The 16,321-nt window shown below is 68.4% G+C and carries 13 protein-coding genes and 4 pseudogenes; 11 read left to right on the top strand and 6 right to left on the bottom strand.

Translation table 11 applies throughout. The annotated features are described in order from the left end of the window. Window positions 1-94, bottom strand: a pseudogene (locus tag ABZY12_RS26310) (IS5/IS1182 family transposase); the annotation flags it as partial. A gap of 166 nt (window positions 95-260) precedes the next feature. After that, the gene (locus ABZY12_RS26305; protein WP_356894438.1) at window positions 261-926 is read right to left on the bottom strand and encodes a hypothetical protein; all 666 of its coding nucleotides are present in this window, start codon (window positions 924-926) and stop codon (window positions 261-263) included. Window positions 927-1,833: 907 nt separating this feature from the next. Here ABZY12_RS26305 and ABZY12_RS26300 point away from each other — a divergent pair. The 8 genes and pseudogenes from ABZY12_RS26300 (at window position 1,834) to ABZY12_RS26265 (ending at window position 11,664) form a co-directional block, all read left to right on the top strand. Further along, window positions 1,834-2,663, top strand: a pseudogene (locus tag ABZY12_RS26300) (IS5 family transposase). A 33-nt stretch (window positions 2,664-2,696) separates the two neighbouring features. Beyond that, window positions 2,697-2,954: a DUF6221 family protein gene (locus tag ABZY12_RS26295; protein WP_356894436.1), complete on the top strand. Its 258-nt coding sequence runs from the start codon at window positions 2,697-2,699 to the stop codon at window positions 2,952-2,954. 31 nt (window positions 2,955-2,985) lie between these two features. Beyond that, the gene (locus ABZY12_RS26290) at window positions 2,986-3,447 is read left to right on the top strand and encodes a hypothetical protein (RefSeq protein ID WP_356894434.1); all 462 of its coding nucleotides are present in this window, start codon (window positions 2,986-2,988) and stop codon (window positions 3,445-3,447) included. A 447-nt stretch (window positions 3,448-3,894) separates the two neighbouring features. Further along, window positions 3,895-4,212 carry a trypco2 family protein gene (locus ABZY12_RS26285; protein WP_356894432.1) on the top strand — a complete coding sequence of 106 codons (318 nt, stop codon included), beginning with the start codon at window positions 3,895-3,897 and terminating at the stop codon, window positions 4,210-4,212. Window position 4,213: 1 nt separating this feature from the next. Further along, the gene (locus ABZY12_RS26280) at window positions 4,214-6,439 is read left to right on the top strand and encodes a trypsin-like peptidase domain-containing protein (RefSeq protein WP_356894430.1); all 2,226 of its coding nucleotides are present in this window, start codon (window positions 4,214-4,216) and stop codon (window positions 6,437-6,439) included. Between the two features lie 17 nt (window positions 6,440-6,456). Beyond that, window positions 6,457-7,425 carry an AAA family ATPase gene (locus ABZY12_RS26275; RefSeq protein ID WP_356894442.1) on the top strand — a complete coding sequence of 323 codons (969 nt, stop codon included), beginning with the start codon at window positions 6,457-6,459 and terminating at the stop codon, window positions 7,423-7,425. A 4-nt stretch (window positions 7,426-7,429) separates the two neighbouring features. Continuing rightward, a complete protein-coding gene (locus tag ABZY12_RS26270; RefSeq protein WP_356894428.1) occupies window positions 7,430-11,119 on the top strand; it encodes an SAV_2336 N-terminal domain-related protein in 3,690 nt (1,229 codons plus the stop codon). Between the two features lie 314 nt (window positions 11,120-11,433). Further along, window positions 11,434-11,664 (top strand): e9imm peptide, encoded by a 231-nt coding sequence (locus ABZY12_RS26265; RefSeq protein ID WP_356894427.1) that lies wholly within the window; start codon window positions 11,434-11,436, stop codon window positions 11,662-11,664. Window positions 11,665-11,673: 9 nt separating this feature from the next. On the opposite strand, the pseudogene ABZY12_RS26260 reads toward ABZY12_RS26265, so the two are convergent. Together ABZY12_RS26260 and ABZY12_RS26255 are read right to left on the bottom strand one after the other, a co-directional pair. Continuing rightward, window positions 11,674-12,605 (bottom strand): annotated as a pseudogene (locus ABZY12_RS26260) (IS5 family transposase). Window positions 12,606-12,693: 88 nt separating this feature from the next. Beyond that, a complete protein-coding gene (locus ABZY12_RS26255; protein ID WP_356894426.1) occupies window positions 12,694-13,332 on the bottom strand; it encodes a hypothetical protein in 639 nt (212 codons plus the stop codon). A 278-nt stretch (window positions 13,333-13,610) separates the two neighbouring features. Between ABZY12_RS26255 and ABZY12_RS26250 the strand changes: the two are divergent. Then, window positions 13,611-13,832: pseudogene (locus tag ABZY12_RS26250) on the top strand (XRE family transcriptional regulator); the annotation flags it as partial. A gap of 596 nt (window positions 13,833-14,428) precedes the next feature. Continuing rightward, complete coding sequence (locus ABZY12_RS26245) at window positions 14,429-14,896, top strand: hypothetical protein (RefSeq protein ID WP_356894425.1); 468 nt, start codon at window positions 14,429-14,431, stop codon at window positions 14,894-14,896. A 78-nt stretch (window positions 14,897-14,974) separates the two neighbouring features. On the opposite strand, the gene ABZY12_RS26240 is transcribed toward ABZY12_RS26245, so the two are convergent. Further along, the gene (locus ABZY12_RS26240) at window positions 14,975-15,415 is read right to left on the bottom strand and encodes a cupin domain-containing protein (protein WP_356894423.1); all 441 of its coding nucleotides are present in this window, start codon (window positions 15,413-15,415) and stop codon (window positions 14,975-14,977) included. Window positions 15,416-15,451: 36 nt separating this feature from the next. Here ABZY12_RS26240 and ABZY12_RS26235 point away from each other — a divergent pair, with 36 nt between their 5' ends. Continuing rightward, complete coding sequence (locus ABZY12_RS26235) at window positions 15,452-15,799, top strand: hypothetical protein (RefSeq protein ID WP_356894421.1); 348 nt, start codon at window positions 15,452-15,454, stop codon at window positions 15,797-15,799. Between the two features lie 78 nt (window positions 15,800-15,877). Here ABZY12_RS26235 and ABZY12_RS26230 read toward each other — a convergent pair whose 3' ends face one another. Continuing rightward, complete coding sequence (locus tag ABZY12_RS26230) at window positions 15,878-16,093, bottom strand: hypothetical protein (RefSeq protein WP_356894419.1); 216 nt, start codon at window positions 16,091-16,093, stop codon at window positions 15,878-15,880. Window positions 16,094-16,321: the final 228 nt, after the last annotated feature.

Raw genomic sequence — 16,321 nt, 5'->3', positions numbered from 1 at the left:
CCACGACCCAGCGTTGGGTGCCGAGTCCGGAGCCGTACTCGGTGCCCCGACGGGCGATCAGCGGCTTCACGCCGAGATCCCGGACGAGGCGGCGGGACGGGACGCCGGCGTACGCGACTACGTCCTGGCGACGCCGGGCGCGGCCCGCGTCGTCGACGACGCCGTGCACGAGCTCACCGCCCTGCTCGCCGCCGTGAACGGCAACTGGGAACCGGACACGCTCCAGGGCACAGGTGGTTTCGCACCTGGCGAGGGATACGTCAGCACCAGCGGGTCCGGGGGCAGTTCCAGCCTCCGCCTCCTCCCCCACCGCTACCGTCTGACGAGTCGCCCGACCCGCCCGGCAGCCCATCCGGGTAAGAGCTGTTGCGGCGCCGGTCACCGGGGAATGGGTCGTGGTAGTCGGGGTCGCCGTCATCGTCCCGGTCCGGCAGGCTCGGCCGGTCGCCGTCGTCCCTGCCGGGGTCGGGGCAGCCGTTGTCCGGGTGAGTCAGTCCAATGGTCACCCACATGTCGACGGTGACGTCCCCGCCCTTGGCCGGGTCGGTCACGCACACCCGCCAGTCGTCGTACTCACCCTCGTTGGGAAGCTGGTCGTTGACGTACGCCGTGGACGCCATGATGTGGTTGGCCGGGACGGTCCCAAGAGCGGCGACCTCCTTGTGCGCTGTCCTCCACGTCTTCCAGACCAGGTCTGGCATCGTCGGCCACGGGATCGCACCCCCGTCCTCCCGGGGACACGGGGCGCCCTTTTTCACCGCGCCGAAATCGATCGTCCTTGTGCCGGACGAGGTCCAGCCAGTGCGCTGGAAACAGACGGTCCAGTTGAGCCGCATCATGATGCTCTTGCCCTCGTCGGACGCGTCGTGCTCGTCCACGCCGAAACCGGCGGCCTCCGCGGCCTCCCGCGCGTCGTCCAGAGACATCCCCCGGTAGTCCTTCGCCGCAGGGCGGGGCCTGGAGGTCGGTGACGGCGGGGACATCGGTGCAGTCTGGGCCGGGATGTTCACCGTGCCCGCGCCTACCGGGGCTTTCCCGTCCGCCGGCGCCGCGGTGCCTCTGGTCTGGTCCTCGGGCTGGTCCGGGGCGACCGACCCGAGCAGAGCAAACGCCGCAACTGTGGCGGCCACCTCACGCCCTTGCTCCAGGACGTGTCCTTCCAGACCAAGACGATCGCGACGACCATCACCGCGAAGCCCAGGTACGGGCTGATCAGCCCAAGCACGGGAACAGCGAGGAAGAAGCCGATGCGGGCGCGGATGGTCAGCCACCACCGGGTGCGGGGAGCGGCCGGGTCCGGCGATGGAGGGGAAGGAGCGGGCGGGCGGTGCATGGGCGGTGTCTTCTCTGGCGCTGGGGCATGACGGCCCGTGAGGTCCTTCGGGACGTCTGTCGAGCGTTCGCATCGTACAGAGCACGGGGGATGCCTCTCGCGCGGGACCGGTGCCGCCCGTTCGCCTGTCCGGCGCTGGTCACACTAGGTGATAGGCCCCCGCGATCGCTCCGTTCCCCGCCGCAGATACCGCTCAACCATCGCCAGCTCGGTGAGGGGCCCTTGTGTGACGCGCCCCAGTGCGTCCTCTTCTTCACGGGCACGCGAGAAAGCAGAGCTGGGAAATCCCCCTGCCTCAAAACCGGGCTTTGAAGCAGGGGCAGCCGGCCGGGCGGGCAGCGGCGTGCCCGTCGTTTCAAAACCCGGTTTTGAAACCGACGCGCCGTGGTGCCTCACGCGGGGCGGTACGTGGCATCCTGTCCCGGTCCGCTAGAGCGTGTCTCTTTGATTGGTTGGTCAGTTGATCGGCTGTGTCCGTCCGATCAGTGATCACTGATGTGATGTGGGACCGGATCGAGCCGCTCATGCCGGCTGATCCGGTTCGCGGTCGGCGGTGAACCGATCATCGCCGAACCTTGGAGGCCATCGCGTGGAAGTACCGCACCTGCTCGCCGTGGCGGGACCTGCCAGACGAGCTCGGCTCGTTCCAGACCACTCACAAACGCCTGATCAGGTGGGCCGTGGACGGCACCTGGGAACGCATCCTCTCCGCAGTTCTGGCAGCAGCTGACGCTGAGGCCGACATCGGCTGGACCGTCTCGGTGGACTCCACCGTCTGCCGAGTCCACCAGCACGCCGCCGGAGCCCGGAAAAAGGGGCGCCAGGCCGGGCCGAACCCGACGACCATGCCCTCGGACTCTCCCGCGGCGGCCTGAGCACGAAAGTCCACCTTGCCAGCGACAGCCGCGCACGGCCCCTGGCCCTTCACGTAACCGCAGGCCAGGCGGGCGACGCCCCAGCCTTCGAGAGCATCATGGCCGGCATCCGTGTTCCGCGAAGCGGACCCGGAAGACCGAGGACTCGGCCGGAGGCCGTCCTGGCGGACCGCGCGCATTCATCCCGCGCGATCCGCAATCACCTCCGCCGACGCGGAATCCGCGCTGTCATCCCCCAGCCATCCGACCAAGTCGGCCACCGTCTGCGGCGAGGCCGCGTCGGCGGTCGCCCACCAGCTTTCGACGCCGAGGCATACAAGCAGCGCAACGCCGTCGAACGCTGCATCAACCGACTCAAGCAGTGGCGCGGCCTGGCCATGCGAACCGACAAGCTCGCCATCGCCTACCAAGCCGCACTCCACCTCGCTGCCATCCTCATCTGGACAGCCGCTTGACCCCCGAACCGCCTTGCCCGCGAAGATGGCCACATGGACGATCTTGTGAAGTTCCTCGTCGCACGCATCATGGACGACAACCACGCCTATGCCCACGTGGCCGACACCCTGGGCGGCGAGGCTCTTCTCGACAGCCATCTCCCCATGCTCGACCTGACCGAGCAACTGGCGCACGACTACAAGGCCATGGATCCCTCGGACCCCCGCTGGGCCGGCCTGGCATACGCGCTTCGAGTCCTGGCCCAGTCATACGCCGAGCACCCCGCCTACCGCCAGGAATGGCGGCCATAGCCCTTCAAGGAGACACGACCTAGCCCTCGCCTTGGCCTTCGCCGACCCTGCCCGCGCCGACGACGAGCTCACCCTCGCCCACCAACTCCTTGACCGCCTCGACCAGCGCTCCACCGTCCTGCTCGCCCACACCGTCGCCCTGATCAAGGACGCGGGAACCGACCTCGACGTCACCGGCCGGGCCGAAGCCCTTCAGACCGAAGTCACCGACGCTGGCCTGCCCTGGCTGCACAGGTTCATCAACCTCGCCCTCGCCTTCCACCACGCCGTCCGCGGCGCACACCACGACCTGGCCGCCACCATCACCCAGCTCCAGGACCTCACCATCGGCGGCGACTACGCATTCTTCACCGACATCGCCCACTTCATGGGCAACCTGCCGCTGCCGGAAACCGACCCCCGCACCCGGTGGCTCAACAGCACGCAGGCCACCAGCGACCGCTGGCGAGCTCTGGTCGCCGCCTGGCGCGCCTACCTGACTCAGCAGTCTTGATCACCGAGACCCGCGTCGGGGCGCTGAGCTGCATCCCCCGGGCACACCCATCGGCAGGCGCCGCACATGTCTGGTGACGAGGCCGACACTTCGAATGATCGAGTCTAGGCCGACAGTCAGGACTTGAGGGAGGGCGGAGGTGGACGACATCGTCCGCGCATGATGGGTGTGTCGGCGTTGGCGCAGCAGCGATGCGCGGCGGCCTGGCGGCCCGCGCCCGTCCGAGCGGAGCGCGACGTCGGCGCGTTGAGTGTGCGTTGTCCTTACCCCGACCGCCGACCGGTAACAGATGGACTGATCACCAGGCCCATCGATATCATCCGCTGAGTGTGCCGTCGGCAGGTCAACATGCCCGTGGCGCATACGTTTTGCCCGCACGTGACAGGGCTGACACAGTACTGCTGGGGATCGGCGCGAGCCGAGCGACTGTGGTTACGGGGAGTGGAGATGTCGACCATCGGGCTGGCCGCGGCCATCGAAGAGCTACGGGAAGAGCTCTATCAAGCCCAGGCTCAGAGCGCCCGGCAGCAGTTCGCCTTCCAGATCGAGGAAGTCGAGCTGGAGCTGCTTCTCGAGCTCCGGGACGGGCTCAAGGGCGACGGCAAGCTGAATTTCGGCGTGGCAACGACAGGTGTGAGCGGCGAGCACTCCACCGCTCGCACGCACAAGCTGACTTTGAAGCTGCAGGTCAAGGACCGTGCCGCAGGGGGCTCGAGCCCCGAGATCAGCCAGGACGCGTCAGGGTCCTGGGCCGACGAGGATTGAGTTGGACCAGCGAAGGCTGGCACTCATCCGCAGTGGTGGTGTCGACAAGTATCGCTGCGTCGGAACTGGCTATCTGATCGCGCCTCGTCTGGTGCTCACTGCCCGGCATGTTGTGGTGGACAAGAGCAGTGGTGAGCCGTGGTCGAAGATCAATGTTCAAGTTGGACACCCTCGGGATTCCGACGCATCGCCCCGCAGGGCGACCGTGCTGTGGGCACCTGACCAAGATCGTGACGTCGCTCTGCTCCGGTTGGGGGACCCGGTCGAGGTTTCCGGGACGGTGCAGTGGGGCCGCCCAGTCGGCAGCGCTCCGCTGCGCTACGAGGCACTGGGGTATCCCCTGGCAACCGTCAAAGAGGGGCAACGCAGCGTCGAGCATCTGAGGGGAGTGCTACCTCCGCTTGCCGGCGGTGCCGACGCCCGGGATCTGTACGTCCTGGACCAGGACCCAGCACCGGGGAAGCGCGCGGACGGCAAGCAGGCGTGGTCTGGAGCATCTGGAAGCGCGGTCTTCTGCGAGGGCCATCTCGTCGGAGTGGTCATACACGACGACGACGCCTTCGAGAACCGCCGTCTGCACGCCTGCCCGGTTCGCTCCTTCGCCGACGACCCGCAATTCGTGGATCTCCTGCAGAAATACGGCGATTGCTCGCCTCGGCTGATCGACATCAGTGCGGCACTGTCGTCGAAGTTGAGCGCACATTCCGGAGAGGCGGTCCTCTCCGGCAGGCCGCCCGCCCCGCGGACACTTACACAGGCAGAGGAAGACCTCCTGCGCCCGCTATGGGCATTGCTCGAGGACCCTTCTCTGTGTGTGGCCCATGCGCGGACGCTCGTGCAGCGGCTGGGTCTCTCTGTGCCCGACGACTACTCACCATCCGTTCCGGAGCTCGTCCCTCTGCTGTCGGAACACCCGCGGGCGCTGGCAACCCTCAGTGAGTCGCTGGCTTCGACGTCTGGTGTGAAGAACCGGGTCGCGCGGGCGGAACTCACCGGCCTCCTCGCCCGCGGCCGGGCCTTGGGCAGCAGTGCTCTGCTGTCGGTTGGCGAACACGAGCGGCTGATGGCCGAGTTACGCGGGATCGTCGAAGACGATCCCGCCGTGGTGCCGCGCGCGGCGCTGTCGGCACTGCGGTTCACGCCGCTACCCGAGGTATTGTGCCCAGTCCGGTTGTCTACCGCCGACCTCGAATGTGCTGTGGAGGGGTTGGAGGCCCTTTCAGACAGCGCTCCAGTGCCTGACGGTACCCCGCAGGTTCCTGCCCTGTTGCATCTCGTCGAGTACGTTGCCGCAGCCGTGGACGAGCGGAAAGGGGCCACGCTGCGGGAGTGGAACAACCGTGTTGCCGAACGGCTCGGAATCCATCCCTCGGCACTTGCGGAGCGTCGCTCCGATGCCGGCCGATGGGCAGCGCACCGCCCCGCATCCGCGTCCCGCGTTCTGGTGGAGGCGAGCTGCGATGACGACGATCAGGAGGGCCGGTACCGATGCAAGGTCTGGCTCCTTCGTACGGACAGCCCGCCGGCCCCGCTCCCCTCTGTCACGGACCGCCCGCTGACGGCGGAGGAGGTGGCGCGGGCAGTCCGCGACGCCGTCCACGGCGTCCAGTCCAGTGACGGCAAGGACCACGTCCCCCTCGTCAGCGTCGTCGTGGACCGGGCGGGACTGCACTTGCCCGTCGACGAGTGGAACCCGGGACCCGAGAACATGTTCGATCAAGGTGTGCCGCTCGGTGCTGAGTTCCAGCTCACGCTCAGCTGCCCTGAGATGAGTGCCCTGGTGAGGAACCGCGAGGACGCGCAGCGCCGCCGCTGGCAGAACGGGCACGGGACGCCACTCGTCATCGACGGCGACTGCGGCACCGAGCAGCAGGTCGCCCTGCTGCTGAAGACCAGTCACCGCAACACCCGCCAGGTCGTGCTGCACGGGCCCCCTGGACAACGTGCCCGGCTGCTCGACGTGTGCCTCGCGCTCGGCGTCCCCGTAGTTCTCTGGGACCGCGCAGCCCAAACGTACGAGCACGCCTCCCAGCTCGACCCGTTGCAGCCTACTGGGCCGATGGCCGACCTGCCCGAACGTGTCTGGAGTTACCGGGGGAGTGCCTATGGCGATCCCGTACGGCATCCGGCTCGGCCGTCACTTGTGTGGGAGGACATGGACCCGTCCCCGTTGAGCGGCCTGCAGTTGCTCGATCCGGCCCCCTTGGAAGGAACCGCTCCCTCATGACAACGGAAGACATCACAATGAGCACTCCGGACGACGGGTGGCGGCTCTTCCGCGGCGACGGAACTACCCGCCGAGTGGAGTTCCCCGAGGCACCGCCATGGCGTCGGTTCACGCCGCCCGCCGAGGTCTCCACCCTGCCAAGGCCCTATCTCATCGGCCCCGCCGAGGCAGATGTCGTGAATGCGGCTCTCCTCCTGCGCCGACCACTGCTGGTGTCGGGGTATCCGGGCACCGGCAAATCCTCCCTGGCGCACGCCGTCGCCCACGAACTGGACCTCGGCCGGGTATTGCATTGGCCGATCAACAGCCGCTCGACCCTGCAGGAGGCCCTGTACCGGTATGACGCCGTCGGCCGGCTGCGCGAAGCGAACCTGCACCGTGACAGGCATGACAGCCGTGACCCCAGTGCCCCCGAGCCTGGGATCGGCAGCTACGTCCGGTTGGGTCCGCTGGGCACGGCACTGGTACCGCGCGCCCGGCCCCGGGTCCTGCTTGTCGACGAGCTGGACAAAGGCGATGTGGATCTGCCGAACGACCTGCTGACCGTCTTTGAGGAAGGCGAGTTCGAGGTGCCGGAACTCGCCCGGCTGACAGACCACGAGTCCAGGGTCGAGGTGCTGACTGACGACCCCGACGAACGGATCCCCGTCGTACGCGGCCGGATCCGCTGCGCGGAGTTCCCCGTCGTGATCATCACCAGCAACGGCGAGCGGGAGTTCCCTCCCGCATTTCTCCGGCGATGTATCCGACTCGATCTGCCCGAGCCGGACGAACAGACACTGCGCGGCATCGTCGAGGCCCATCTCGGAGCTGGCACCCTGCAGGACGTCGACGACCTGCTCCGGGAGTTCCTCGGGCGCCGGGCGCCCGGCGAGCTGGCCACCGACCAGCTGCTCAACGCGGTGTTCCTCCGCAAGGGAGGGGTGGATCTCGACGCCGGCGGACTGCTGAACGCCGTACTACACCGGCTCGGCAGGGCGGTGTAGCAACGTGCCCGACCGCCTGCGGCGCGTGCTGGCCGACTGCGGAGTGGATCTCTCCGACGAGGAGCTGCTCGACGTTCTGTGGCTGGCCGAGCGTCTGCCGCACAGTGACGGTGCTCCGTTGGCGCGTGCGGTGCGGCCTCGGGCCGCTCCGCCCTCCGCACTCGAGGAGGAGCGTCCACTGCCCGATGCGGACGAGGCCGGCACGACGGCGCCGCCACCCGCATCCCCGGCGAAGGACGGAGCCCGGGAGCCGGGGGCCCCGCTGCACGCCGGCCCCGCTGCGCCCGGTTCCGAAGCACACGAGCGTTCGGGTCTGCCGGTGCGGACGCCGGAAGGGAAATCCCTCGCGGCACACGAGCTCCACCTCGGCAAAGCACTGCGGCCGCTGAAGCTGCGGCTAGCAGACCCCTGGAAGCAAGAGCTCGACGAGGCAAGGACCGTCGCCGCCATGGCCGAGACGGGGCTACCCGACGCCGTGCTACGACCGGCACGCGCACGCTGGCTCACTCTCGTCCTGCTGGTGGACGACGGCGTCTCCATGCTGCTTTGGCAGCGCCTAGCCTCGGAAATGCGGGTTCTGCTGGAGCGCAGCGGAGCATTCCGCGGCCTTCGCGTCTACGGGCTGGACAGCCGGGGTCGGCAGGCCCCGATGCTCCATAGCCGCCCCTACGAGGCCGGCGGCGTACCCCTGCCACCGTCCGTCGTGCGCGATCCGACGGGGAACACGCTGGTCCTCGTCGTGAGCGACGGCGTTGGTCCGGCCTGGCGGGACGGCCGGATGCAGACGGGGCTCGAGATGTGGGCGCGACAGGGACCCACCGCGATCGTCCATGCCCTGCCCGCCCGCATGTGGCAAGGGTCGGGCATCCGGGCACAGCAGTGGCTGGTGACCACGCGGCGGCGAGGCGGGCCGTCCAGCGCCTGGCACGTGGCGGATCCGGTGCTGCCTGCGGACATCGTGGCCTTCGACGGAGTACCGGTGCCGGTACTGGCACCTGAGCCCACGGCCGTGGGGCGCTGGGCAAGCGTTGTCGCGTCCCCGGGTACCACGGCCGTGCTGCCCCTCCTGGCGGACAGCCGAACACCCCCTTCACGCCCCTACGCCCACACGCGGCAGAGCGATACGCGGGAAGCTGTGCTGCGATTCCGCCACGCCGCATCGCCGGCCGCATATCGCCTAGCGGCCCACCTTGCGGCCGTCGCGCCGGTGTCAGTGTCGGCTATGCGCCTGGTGCAGGCTGCCTTGGGTCCGACCACGGACGCCGGGCACCTGGCGGAGGTCTTCCTCGGCGGGTTGATGCAGAGCACAGATCCGGCCGACCCGGCCCTGCCGGTCCGGCACCGCGCGTTCGACTTCTCAGAGGAGGCCCGGGACATCCTCCTCGGGACGGTGCCCGCACACGAACTCCTACGCACTACCCGCACGATCACGGACGAACTCGCCCGGCTGGCCGGCCGTTCGCCGGACTTCCCCGCATGGCTCAGCCACCCCGAGGGACCAGACCGGCTGAACGACCTGAGCCATCCCATCAGCCGGCTGGACAACCGGCTGATGACGCTGCTGGGGGTACAGCCCCCAGTCGCTGGGACCGAAGACGCATTCGGGAACGAACCGCAACGGCGTCCCACCGGACGGCAGGAACCCTCGCTCCTGCCGGAACCCGTGCGGCCGTCCACAAATCGTGAGGAGCGTCCGCCCGCCCTACTCAGGCAAGAGACTGCCCCAACGGCAGCACCGGACGGTCCCGAAGACGTCTCCTTCCAAGCCCTTGACCTCGACGCCTCCTGGTCGCCACTGCTCACGGAGGACCCCCGTAGAGCCGGGCCCTACCGCCTGCACGCCCGCAACGTCGGCGGATGGCAGCGGGTGGTCATGTTCCTGGGGCGCGACGAAACGGGCAGCACCGTGACGGTGCGGGTGCCGCTCCGTACGAGCCCAGAGGAGGCAGCAGAACTGCTCCGCACCGAGGCGGAGGCCCTGATCCGCATGGCCGGAACCGGTGCGCCCAAGCTGCTCGGCCACAGCATCGAGGACTCCCCGCCATGGCTAGCGACGGAATGCGCCCGCGAGCGGAGCGACGACCCGCAGGCCCGTCCCGCACACAACCTCCGTGCCCTCCTGGAGGACCGGGGACCGCTGGGGGACACCGCGCTCTTCCGGCGCTTGGGACGGGACCTGGCCAAGGCAGTGCGGCGCGCCCACAGCGTGGGGCTCGTCCACGGCTCGCTGACGCCCAACCGTGTGCTGGTCACCGACCAGGACGTGCAGCTCGTCGGCTGGATGACGGCCATCGTGGACGGCGTTCCGCATCGCCAGCGCGATTCATTCCGGCGGAATCCTGCCTACGAGCCGCCCCATGAGCTGGAGGGATTCGGCGAACCAATCGGCGTCACCGCGGCGAGCGACGTGTACTCCGTGGGGGCCATTCTCCTCACCGCCGCGACGGGACAGTGGGCAGGGGACTCCACTCCCAACACGCTGCTTACCGCCTGTGAGCACGCGGGCGTGAACAGATCGCTCGGCGGGGTCCTGCTGGGGTGTCTGGACCCGAATCCGGCGGCCCGGCCCACAGCTGCCGAGTTGGTCGCGGCATTCGCCGCGCAGACCGACGGCCACCCGAACAAGAGTGGGGGCGAGCGCGCCAGAACCCAACCCCCCGCCAGTGCGGCACTCGGTCAGTCCAGCGGCTTTCGGGACAGATTCGCTCTACTCGGTCGTATGACCGACTGCCACATCTACGAAGGCGACGGCACACGACCCATCCACGAGGAGAACGTCCAGATCCTCCACCGGGCTCAACGCGTTGCCCAGCCTCCCGTGGTCCAACAGTGGCGTGCCGAGATCGAGGCCGAGGAAAGCCGCAAGGCAGCTGCCGGCCTACCGCACCGTTGGAACCGCCCAAGGTTCGCTGTCGAAAGCATCACCGTCGCCCGCACCCATCTCGGCGAGGACCCCATCGTCCGACTGCGTCTGTGCGCCGCGGACTACTATGACTTTCTGGCTGCGTCTCACAACCTCGACCGTCCATACCCAGACCATGACATGACGCTTCGCCACCAGTACCTGGTGAACCAGGACCCTGTCACGGCTCCGCCATTCCTGTCCTGCAGTTTCGGGGTGCATGTGGCAGTGGAGACCGGGGCCGACGGCAAGATGCTCTTCAGCCACCGCAGCGCCGGCGTCGTAGGCAATCCCGAGCGGTGGAATGCGTCTGCCAGTGAAGGGCTGTCCGGGCACGACGACGTTCCCACGGATGGCTCGCCAATCAGCCTGCACGCCACAGCGCGCCGGGCGATGAAGGAAGAGCTCGGAATCTTCCCCGAGGACACAGTCGACCTTGAACTTCTCGGGTTCGGACTGGATCTCCGTCTGCATCAGTGGGCCGCCTTCTTCCGGGCGGTGTTGCCCGACCTCGGCGAGGAGGATCTCAGAAGGCGCTGGGCCCGGGGCGTAAAAGACAAGTGGGAGCACGACCGCCATGCCTTCGTGCCAGCCGACCCGGACTCCGTCCTCGACTTCATCCAGGAGCAGACGGTGGATGCGTGGGCGCCTTGCGCACCCGTGCTGTTTTACCTAGCGCTGGTACGCGGAGCGGTAATCCGCCGTGGCGGGGACCCAGCAGGACGGCTTGACGTGGACGCCGCCGAGCGGCGGGCCGAGCGACGCGGCCAGGAGATGACCGGTCCGGCGTAGCCCGAGAGCCGAAAGGATCCGCTGTACGCCCCGCTGAGGACCCGGCACCCCCGCAGAACAAGAGCGGCAGCTTCTCCACAGCGGAGAGCAGGCGCCCGGGCTCCGTACCTACGGCCTCGGGGCCTGCAGCACGATCTCGACGGCGCCCGCCGCAGCACCCAACCAAATGCAAAGGCGTGGCAAAGTCTCTCGGTCGGTGTCTGAAGCGGCAGCACGGCCCGACTTGGCCCAGGTGGAAGGGAGTTCCCCCCTCACCAATTAGGACTTGTCCGGCCGATCATGCTGCTCGTTAGGCTGGCGCCCAGGGAGGCTGTATGGGTGCCGTAAAGATGAGCCGGGCTGAAGCGGTCTCGCTCGTGCAGCGGATCATGGATGCGGACTATGCGTCCGAGGACGAGGTGGACGGGTGGCTGGACAGGCTTGACAGAGGCCTGGCCTGTCCATCCGGCCACGTCAGCGGTCTGATCTTCTGGCCGTCAGAGCGAGAGCTCTCTGCCGATGAGGTGGTCGATCAGGCATTGGCCTATCGGGCGATCGCGTTGTGACCCACGTCCTCAGGTGCGAAGCCAGATAACGAGGGCTGCTGCGGTTGTGGTGCCGAGGAAGACGTAGCCGCGTTTGTCGTAGCGGGTGGCCACGGCTATGGCGTGCTTGAGCTGGTTGATCGCCCGTTCAACGGTGTTGCGCTTCTTGTACCGCTCTTCGTCGAAGCCGGGTGGCCGTCCGCCGCGTGACCCTTTGCGCAGGCGGGCGGCCTGGCTGTCGGTCTTCTCCGGAATCGTGTGCCGGATGGCCCGGCGCCGCAGGTACTCGCGGCACGGACCGTTGCTGTAGGCCTTGTCTGCGGCGAGGCCTTCAGGCTTCCTGCGCGGCCTGCCCGGCCCGATCCGTGGGACACGGATCTTCTCCAGCACGGGCTTGAGCTGCGTGCAGTCTGCCCGCTGTCCCGGTGTGACGATCAGGGACAGTGGGCGGCAGCGGCCGTCCGCGCTCAGGTGGAGCTTGGTGGTGAACCCGCCGCGCGAGCGGCCCAGGCCCTCACCTCCTGCACCACCTCCACCAAGCGGGTGACGAGGCTTTGCCACGGCGTTTCGCCCTGGTGCTCTGCCGCTGCGTCCCCCTTTGAGATGGGAGCTGGCGGTGGTTCGGTGCGGGCGCCGGCGGCATGCTGGTGGGCGCGGACGATGGTGGAGTCGACTGCGATGTCCCAGTCGATCTCACCCGCCGCATCTGCTGCGGCCTGGACCTGCTGGAGCAGGCGTTCCCAGGTGCCGTCGGCCGACCACAGACGGTGCCGTTCGTACACGGTCTTCCAAGGTCCGAACCGTTCGGGCAGGTCACGCCGGTGCACGCCGGTCCGGACCCGGTGCAGAATCCCGTTGATCACCTGCCGGTGATCCCGCCACCGGCCGCAACGGCCGTTACTGACCGGCAGGAACGGCTGAAGTCGTTCCCATTCGGCATCCGTCAGGTCACCCCGCCCCATGACCACGTGAACGACTCGGCAATGGAGTAGTCACATGATCAGCTGGACAGCGACAACCTAGCCGGCCTCGACCACCGGGGCCGCGTGGTCATCGGTCGGAACGGCTGACAGCACTTGGTGCTCGGTCCGCGAGCCAGATGGCGATCCGCTTCTGCATCTCGCGGTCAGCGAGACGATCGTCCCAGAGCGCGTACCATTCCAGCTCCCGCAGGATGTTCTCCGAGCGGTCCGGACGGGCCACCGCGACCACATCGACGCCGATCTCGCCCGTCGAGCAGCTGATGTACACGCTGCTGTCGAGCGCCATCATGCCGAAGCCCGGATGGCCCGCGCGGATGCCGAGGAACGCCGATGCCGCACCCCGGCCCATGATGTCCCAGCGGTCCAGGAGCCGGACCCGGGTCCAGGCCGTCGGTGCGGCACGGCGGCCCCAGTGCATGTCCTGCAAGGCCGCCCCGTGCGTGCGGGTGCCCTGAGGGAGCATGACGAGGAACTCGCGCCGGTGGTCGAAGAGACCTGACGAGACCGCCAGGTCGTACCAGTCCTCGTTGAGACGCTCGACGAGCCGCGGGCTCTCGTACCGGTGCGAGAAACCGTCGACGATGTCCTCGCGGCCGTATCCCCAGACGAACGGCATCGTGCCGTCCGGCACGGCGTCCGGGATCACCTCGAGGCCGGCCCGCCGCAGCGGCCGGTACATCTTGCGTTTGCGCTCCTGGATACCCACAGGTCAGTGTTCTACCAAGCCCGGCGCGCCAAAATTCCCCCGGTCAGCGCCTTCCTGTTTCCCGACCTCCCGGATTGGAGCGGTGCTCGGATCAGCCGCGTGATCGGCCGGACAAGTCCTAGCCGATCGCGTTGCCATGATGCGGGTGCGCCTTGCCGGTTTGAGTTTGCGAGATTACGCGCGGCATTCTGACGCCCTCCCGTCTCGCCAGGCGGGGGTGTCGCGTGAGCGCCTCTCACACCGGCCTACCCGGACCCGTGATTTCGGAGACTACAGACATGAGCATCGGCAAAGGCCTGGAGCAGGCTTTGGAGGGCGCCTTCACGCGGCCCATCCCGAAGACCGCCGGCGCACGGATGCGCTTTCTCGTGAAGCAGCTGAAGGGCACCAGAGCGGTAGCCAGCCTCCTAGGGATCTCCCAGCGCACAGTAGAGCGGTATGTCAGGGATCAGATCAAGAAGCCCCGTCCCGAGCTCGCCGACCGTATGGAGCGGGAGGTCACCATTCGAAGAAGACCGGCCCCGGCTCGCTGCCGTCGGCCAGCACTCCGACCACACCTTCATGCGACTCGAACCCCTCCCGCTGCCACCCGTCCCGATCCCAGTTCATTGCCATCTCCTCCGTATCGGCTTCCGCAAGAGGCCCCCGCGCGAGCCTTTCCCGGGACACGATGCCGAAGAGCCGCGGCGCGCCGCAGCCGGATGACGACATATTCCACAGGCAGTTGTAGCGCGCCTCGCCGCGCGCGCCCCGGGCTCGGCGAGACTCCCGGTACCGACTGCCTGGTCTCAGGTCAGCACGAAACGGCCTTCCGCTCCAGCGGGTGACTTGGGCGTGCTTGTGCCGGTAGGGCGACGGGGCACCGAGAGGCGCAGTTCGTTCATCGGGCAAGACCCGGGCAGGTGGAACGGCCGCTGTGCGACACGCCATGCCGACCGCGTGTGAGGGATCGATTCGCCTTTTCCGAGTCTCCCTAAAGTCATGCGATACGTCCCGTTCAGTGGGTTTTCATGCCGTAAAGAACCTCCGGTCGCCGCACCGGCGATCACGGCGGGGAGCGCCAAGAGACCCACGGCAACGCTGGGAAGGAACAGGCATGAGATATGTGAGACGGGCAGCACTTGCCGCCGCCCTCACAGGGTCACTTCTCGTCCCGATGCTTCCGGCAGCCGCGGCGGACCCCGCCGCCGTGCCGGACCTGCGCGCCGATGTCAACCGTGACGGCACGGTCAGCACCGCACCCGGTGCCGATGATGACTGCGGTGAAGACCGCTGGAGCACATCCTGGGGAGCGGTCTTCCTGCCGAACATCGACGACGACTCCCGGCGCTGTCCCCGCAGCGGTGATGCCGCATCCAGAGCCTGCAGCGACGCGACGGACCGGACGGAGTTGCCCGAAGTGCCGGAGGGCAAGCGGGTCCCGGAGCTGGACCGGCTGCGCACGCCGCCGGTGAAGTCGACGGGCACGGGGATGGTCCGCGCGATGGAGCGGGTGGAGGAGATCTCCGCCTTCGCGCTCGGGCGGGTGAACCTCTCCAGGGTGCCGGTGGCCTCCTGGAAGTGACGCTGCTTGTGAGCGCGGTGTCCCATCAGCGCGGTCACGGACGCGTCGGGCCCCGCGACGCGGCGGAGGCACGCAAGTTCACAGCATCTCGAAATCCTCGAAGTCGAAGCCGGGAGCGACGACGCATGACACCAGGACCGGCTCCTCACCGGCCGGCTCCGCAGCCTGCCACGTGCCGGCTGGCACCAGCACCTGCGGCTGCTCCCCGTACTCGACACCGGGCCCCAGAACGGAAGCGCCCTTCGCCTGGGGCGCGTCCCCGCTCCCGCCGAGCCGGATCGTCAGCGGTCCGCCCCGGTGCCACAGCCACAGCTCGTCGGAACGCACCCGATGCCAGCGTGAGACCTCACCCGGGTGAAGGAGGAAGTAGATCCCGGTGGCGAACGGACGCGTCCCCCCGTACCCGTCGGGTACCACTTCCGCCTTGGTGCACCAAGTTCGGCGAAACCAGCCGCCCTCGACATGCGGCTCAAGCCCGAGGAGTGCAACCAGTTCAGAAATCTCACCCATGACGGACATCCTGACGCACCATAACCGGAGGTCGACAACGGCACCATGTCCCAGGTCCGCCTCGCAGGCGAGGTCTGGGACTACGAGCGCTACGCCGGGCACCGCGTCTGGGAAGGCGCCCGCGGCACGATCGGCACGACGTACCCCTTCTGGCAGCGCCACCGCTGCACCCGCTCCCAGACCTTCCCGCGGCTGCATGTCGTCCTGGCGGGCAAGGAGGAGCACCTGCTCGACAACCGCCTTCAGGCGCTCGCCGCCGACGTGAAGGGGATCGCGGTCGCGGTGTGGGTGAACACCCTGCCCCGGCTCCAGCGCGGCGAGCCCTGGTACGAGATCGGCGTCGACGACCCGGACCGGCGCCGCCAGCGCTACCCCGAGCCGCCCGGCCGCTGAGGCAGAGCTGCCGGAGACGACGACGCTCCCCCACACGACAGCCGTGGGGGAGCGTCGTCGTTGGCCACGCCGCGCCGGTCAGGCCGGGGCGGCCTGCTTCGCCAGCGCCGCGAGCGGAGAGCGTCGGCCCTTCTTCACCGTGCGCAGTTGCTCCCAGTCGACCTCGGGGTGTTCGGCGGGCACCGCGTCGACGGACGCCGTGGTGTAGAGCGCGACGCCGACGGCCTCGGCCCGGCTCGTGCCGAAGCGGACCTCGATCGACTGCGGGGAGCGGACCCATCCGAGCCGCACCATGTGGTTGAAGTCGGCACGGCGCCAAGCCGATGGGTTCGCAAGTTCCGGCAGGTGACTACAGGCGAACCTGATGGCTATCGGGTTGCTGACGGATGAGACCCCGTCGGGTTCGGCAAGATGTTCAGTAGAGGTAGACCGCCCGGCATCATGGACGCCATGGACACGCCGATCACCGACTGAATCACCATCGTCGGCACCGACTGCCGCACGATAGTCCGGGAATGCGGT

Origin of the sequence: Streptomyces sp. NPDC006551, assembly GCF_040611675.1 — a bacterium.
Classification (GTDB): Bacteria; Actinomycetota; Actinomycetes; order Streptomycetales; family Streptomycetaceae; genus Streptomyces.
This window is presented reverse-complemented; position numbering and strand designations above follow the sequence as displayed.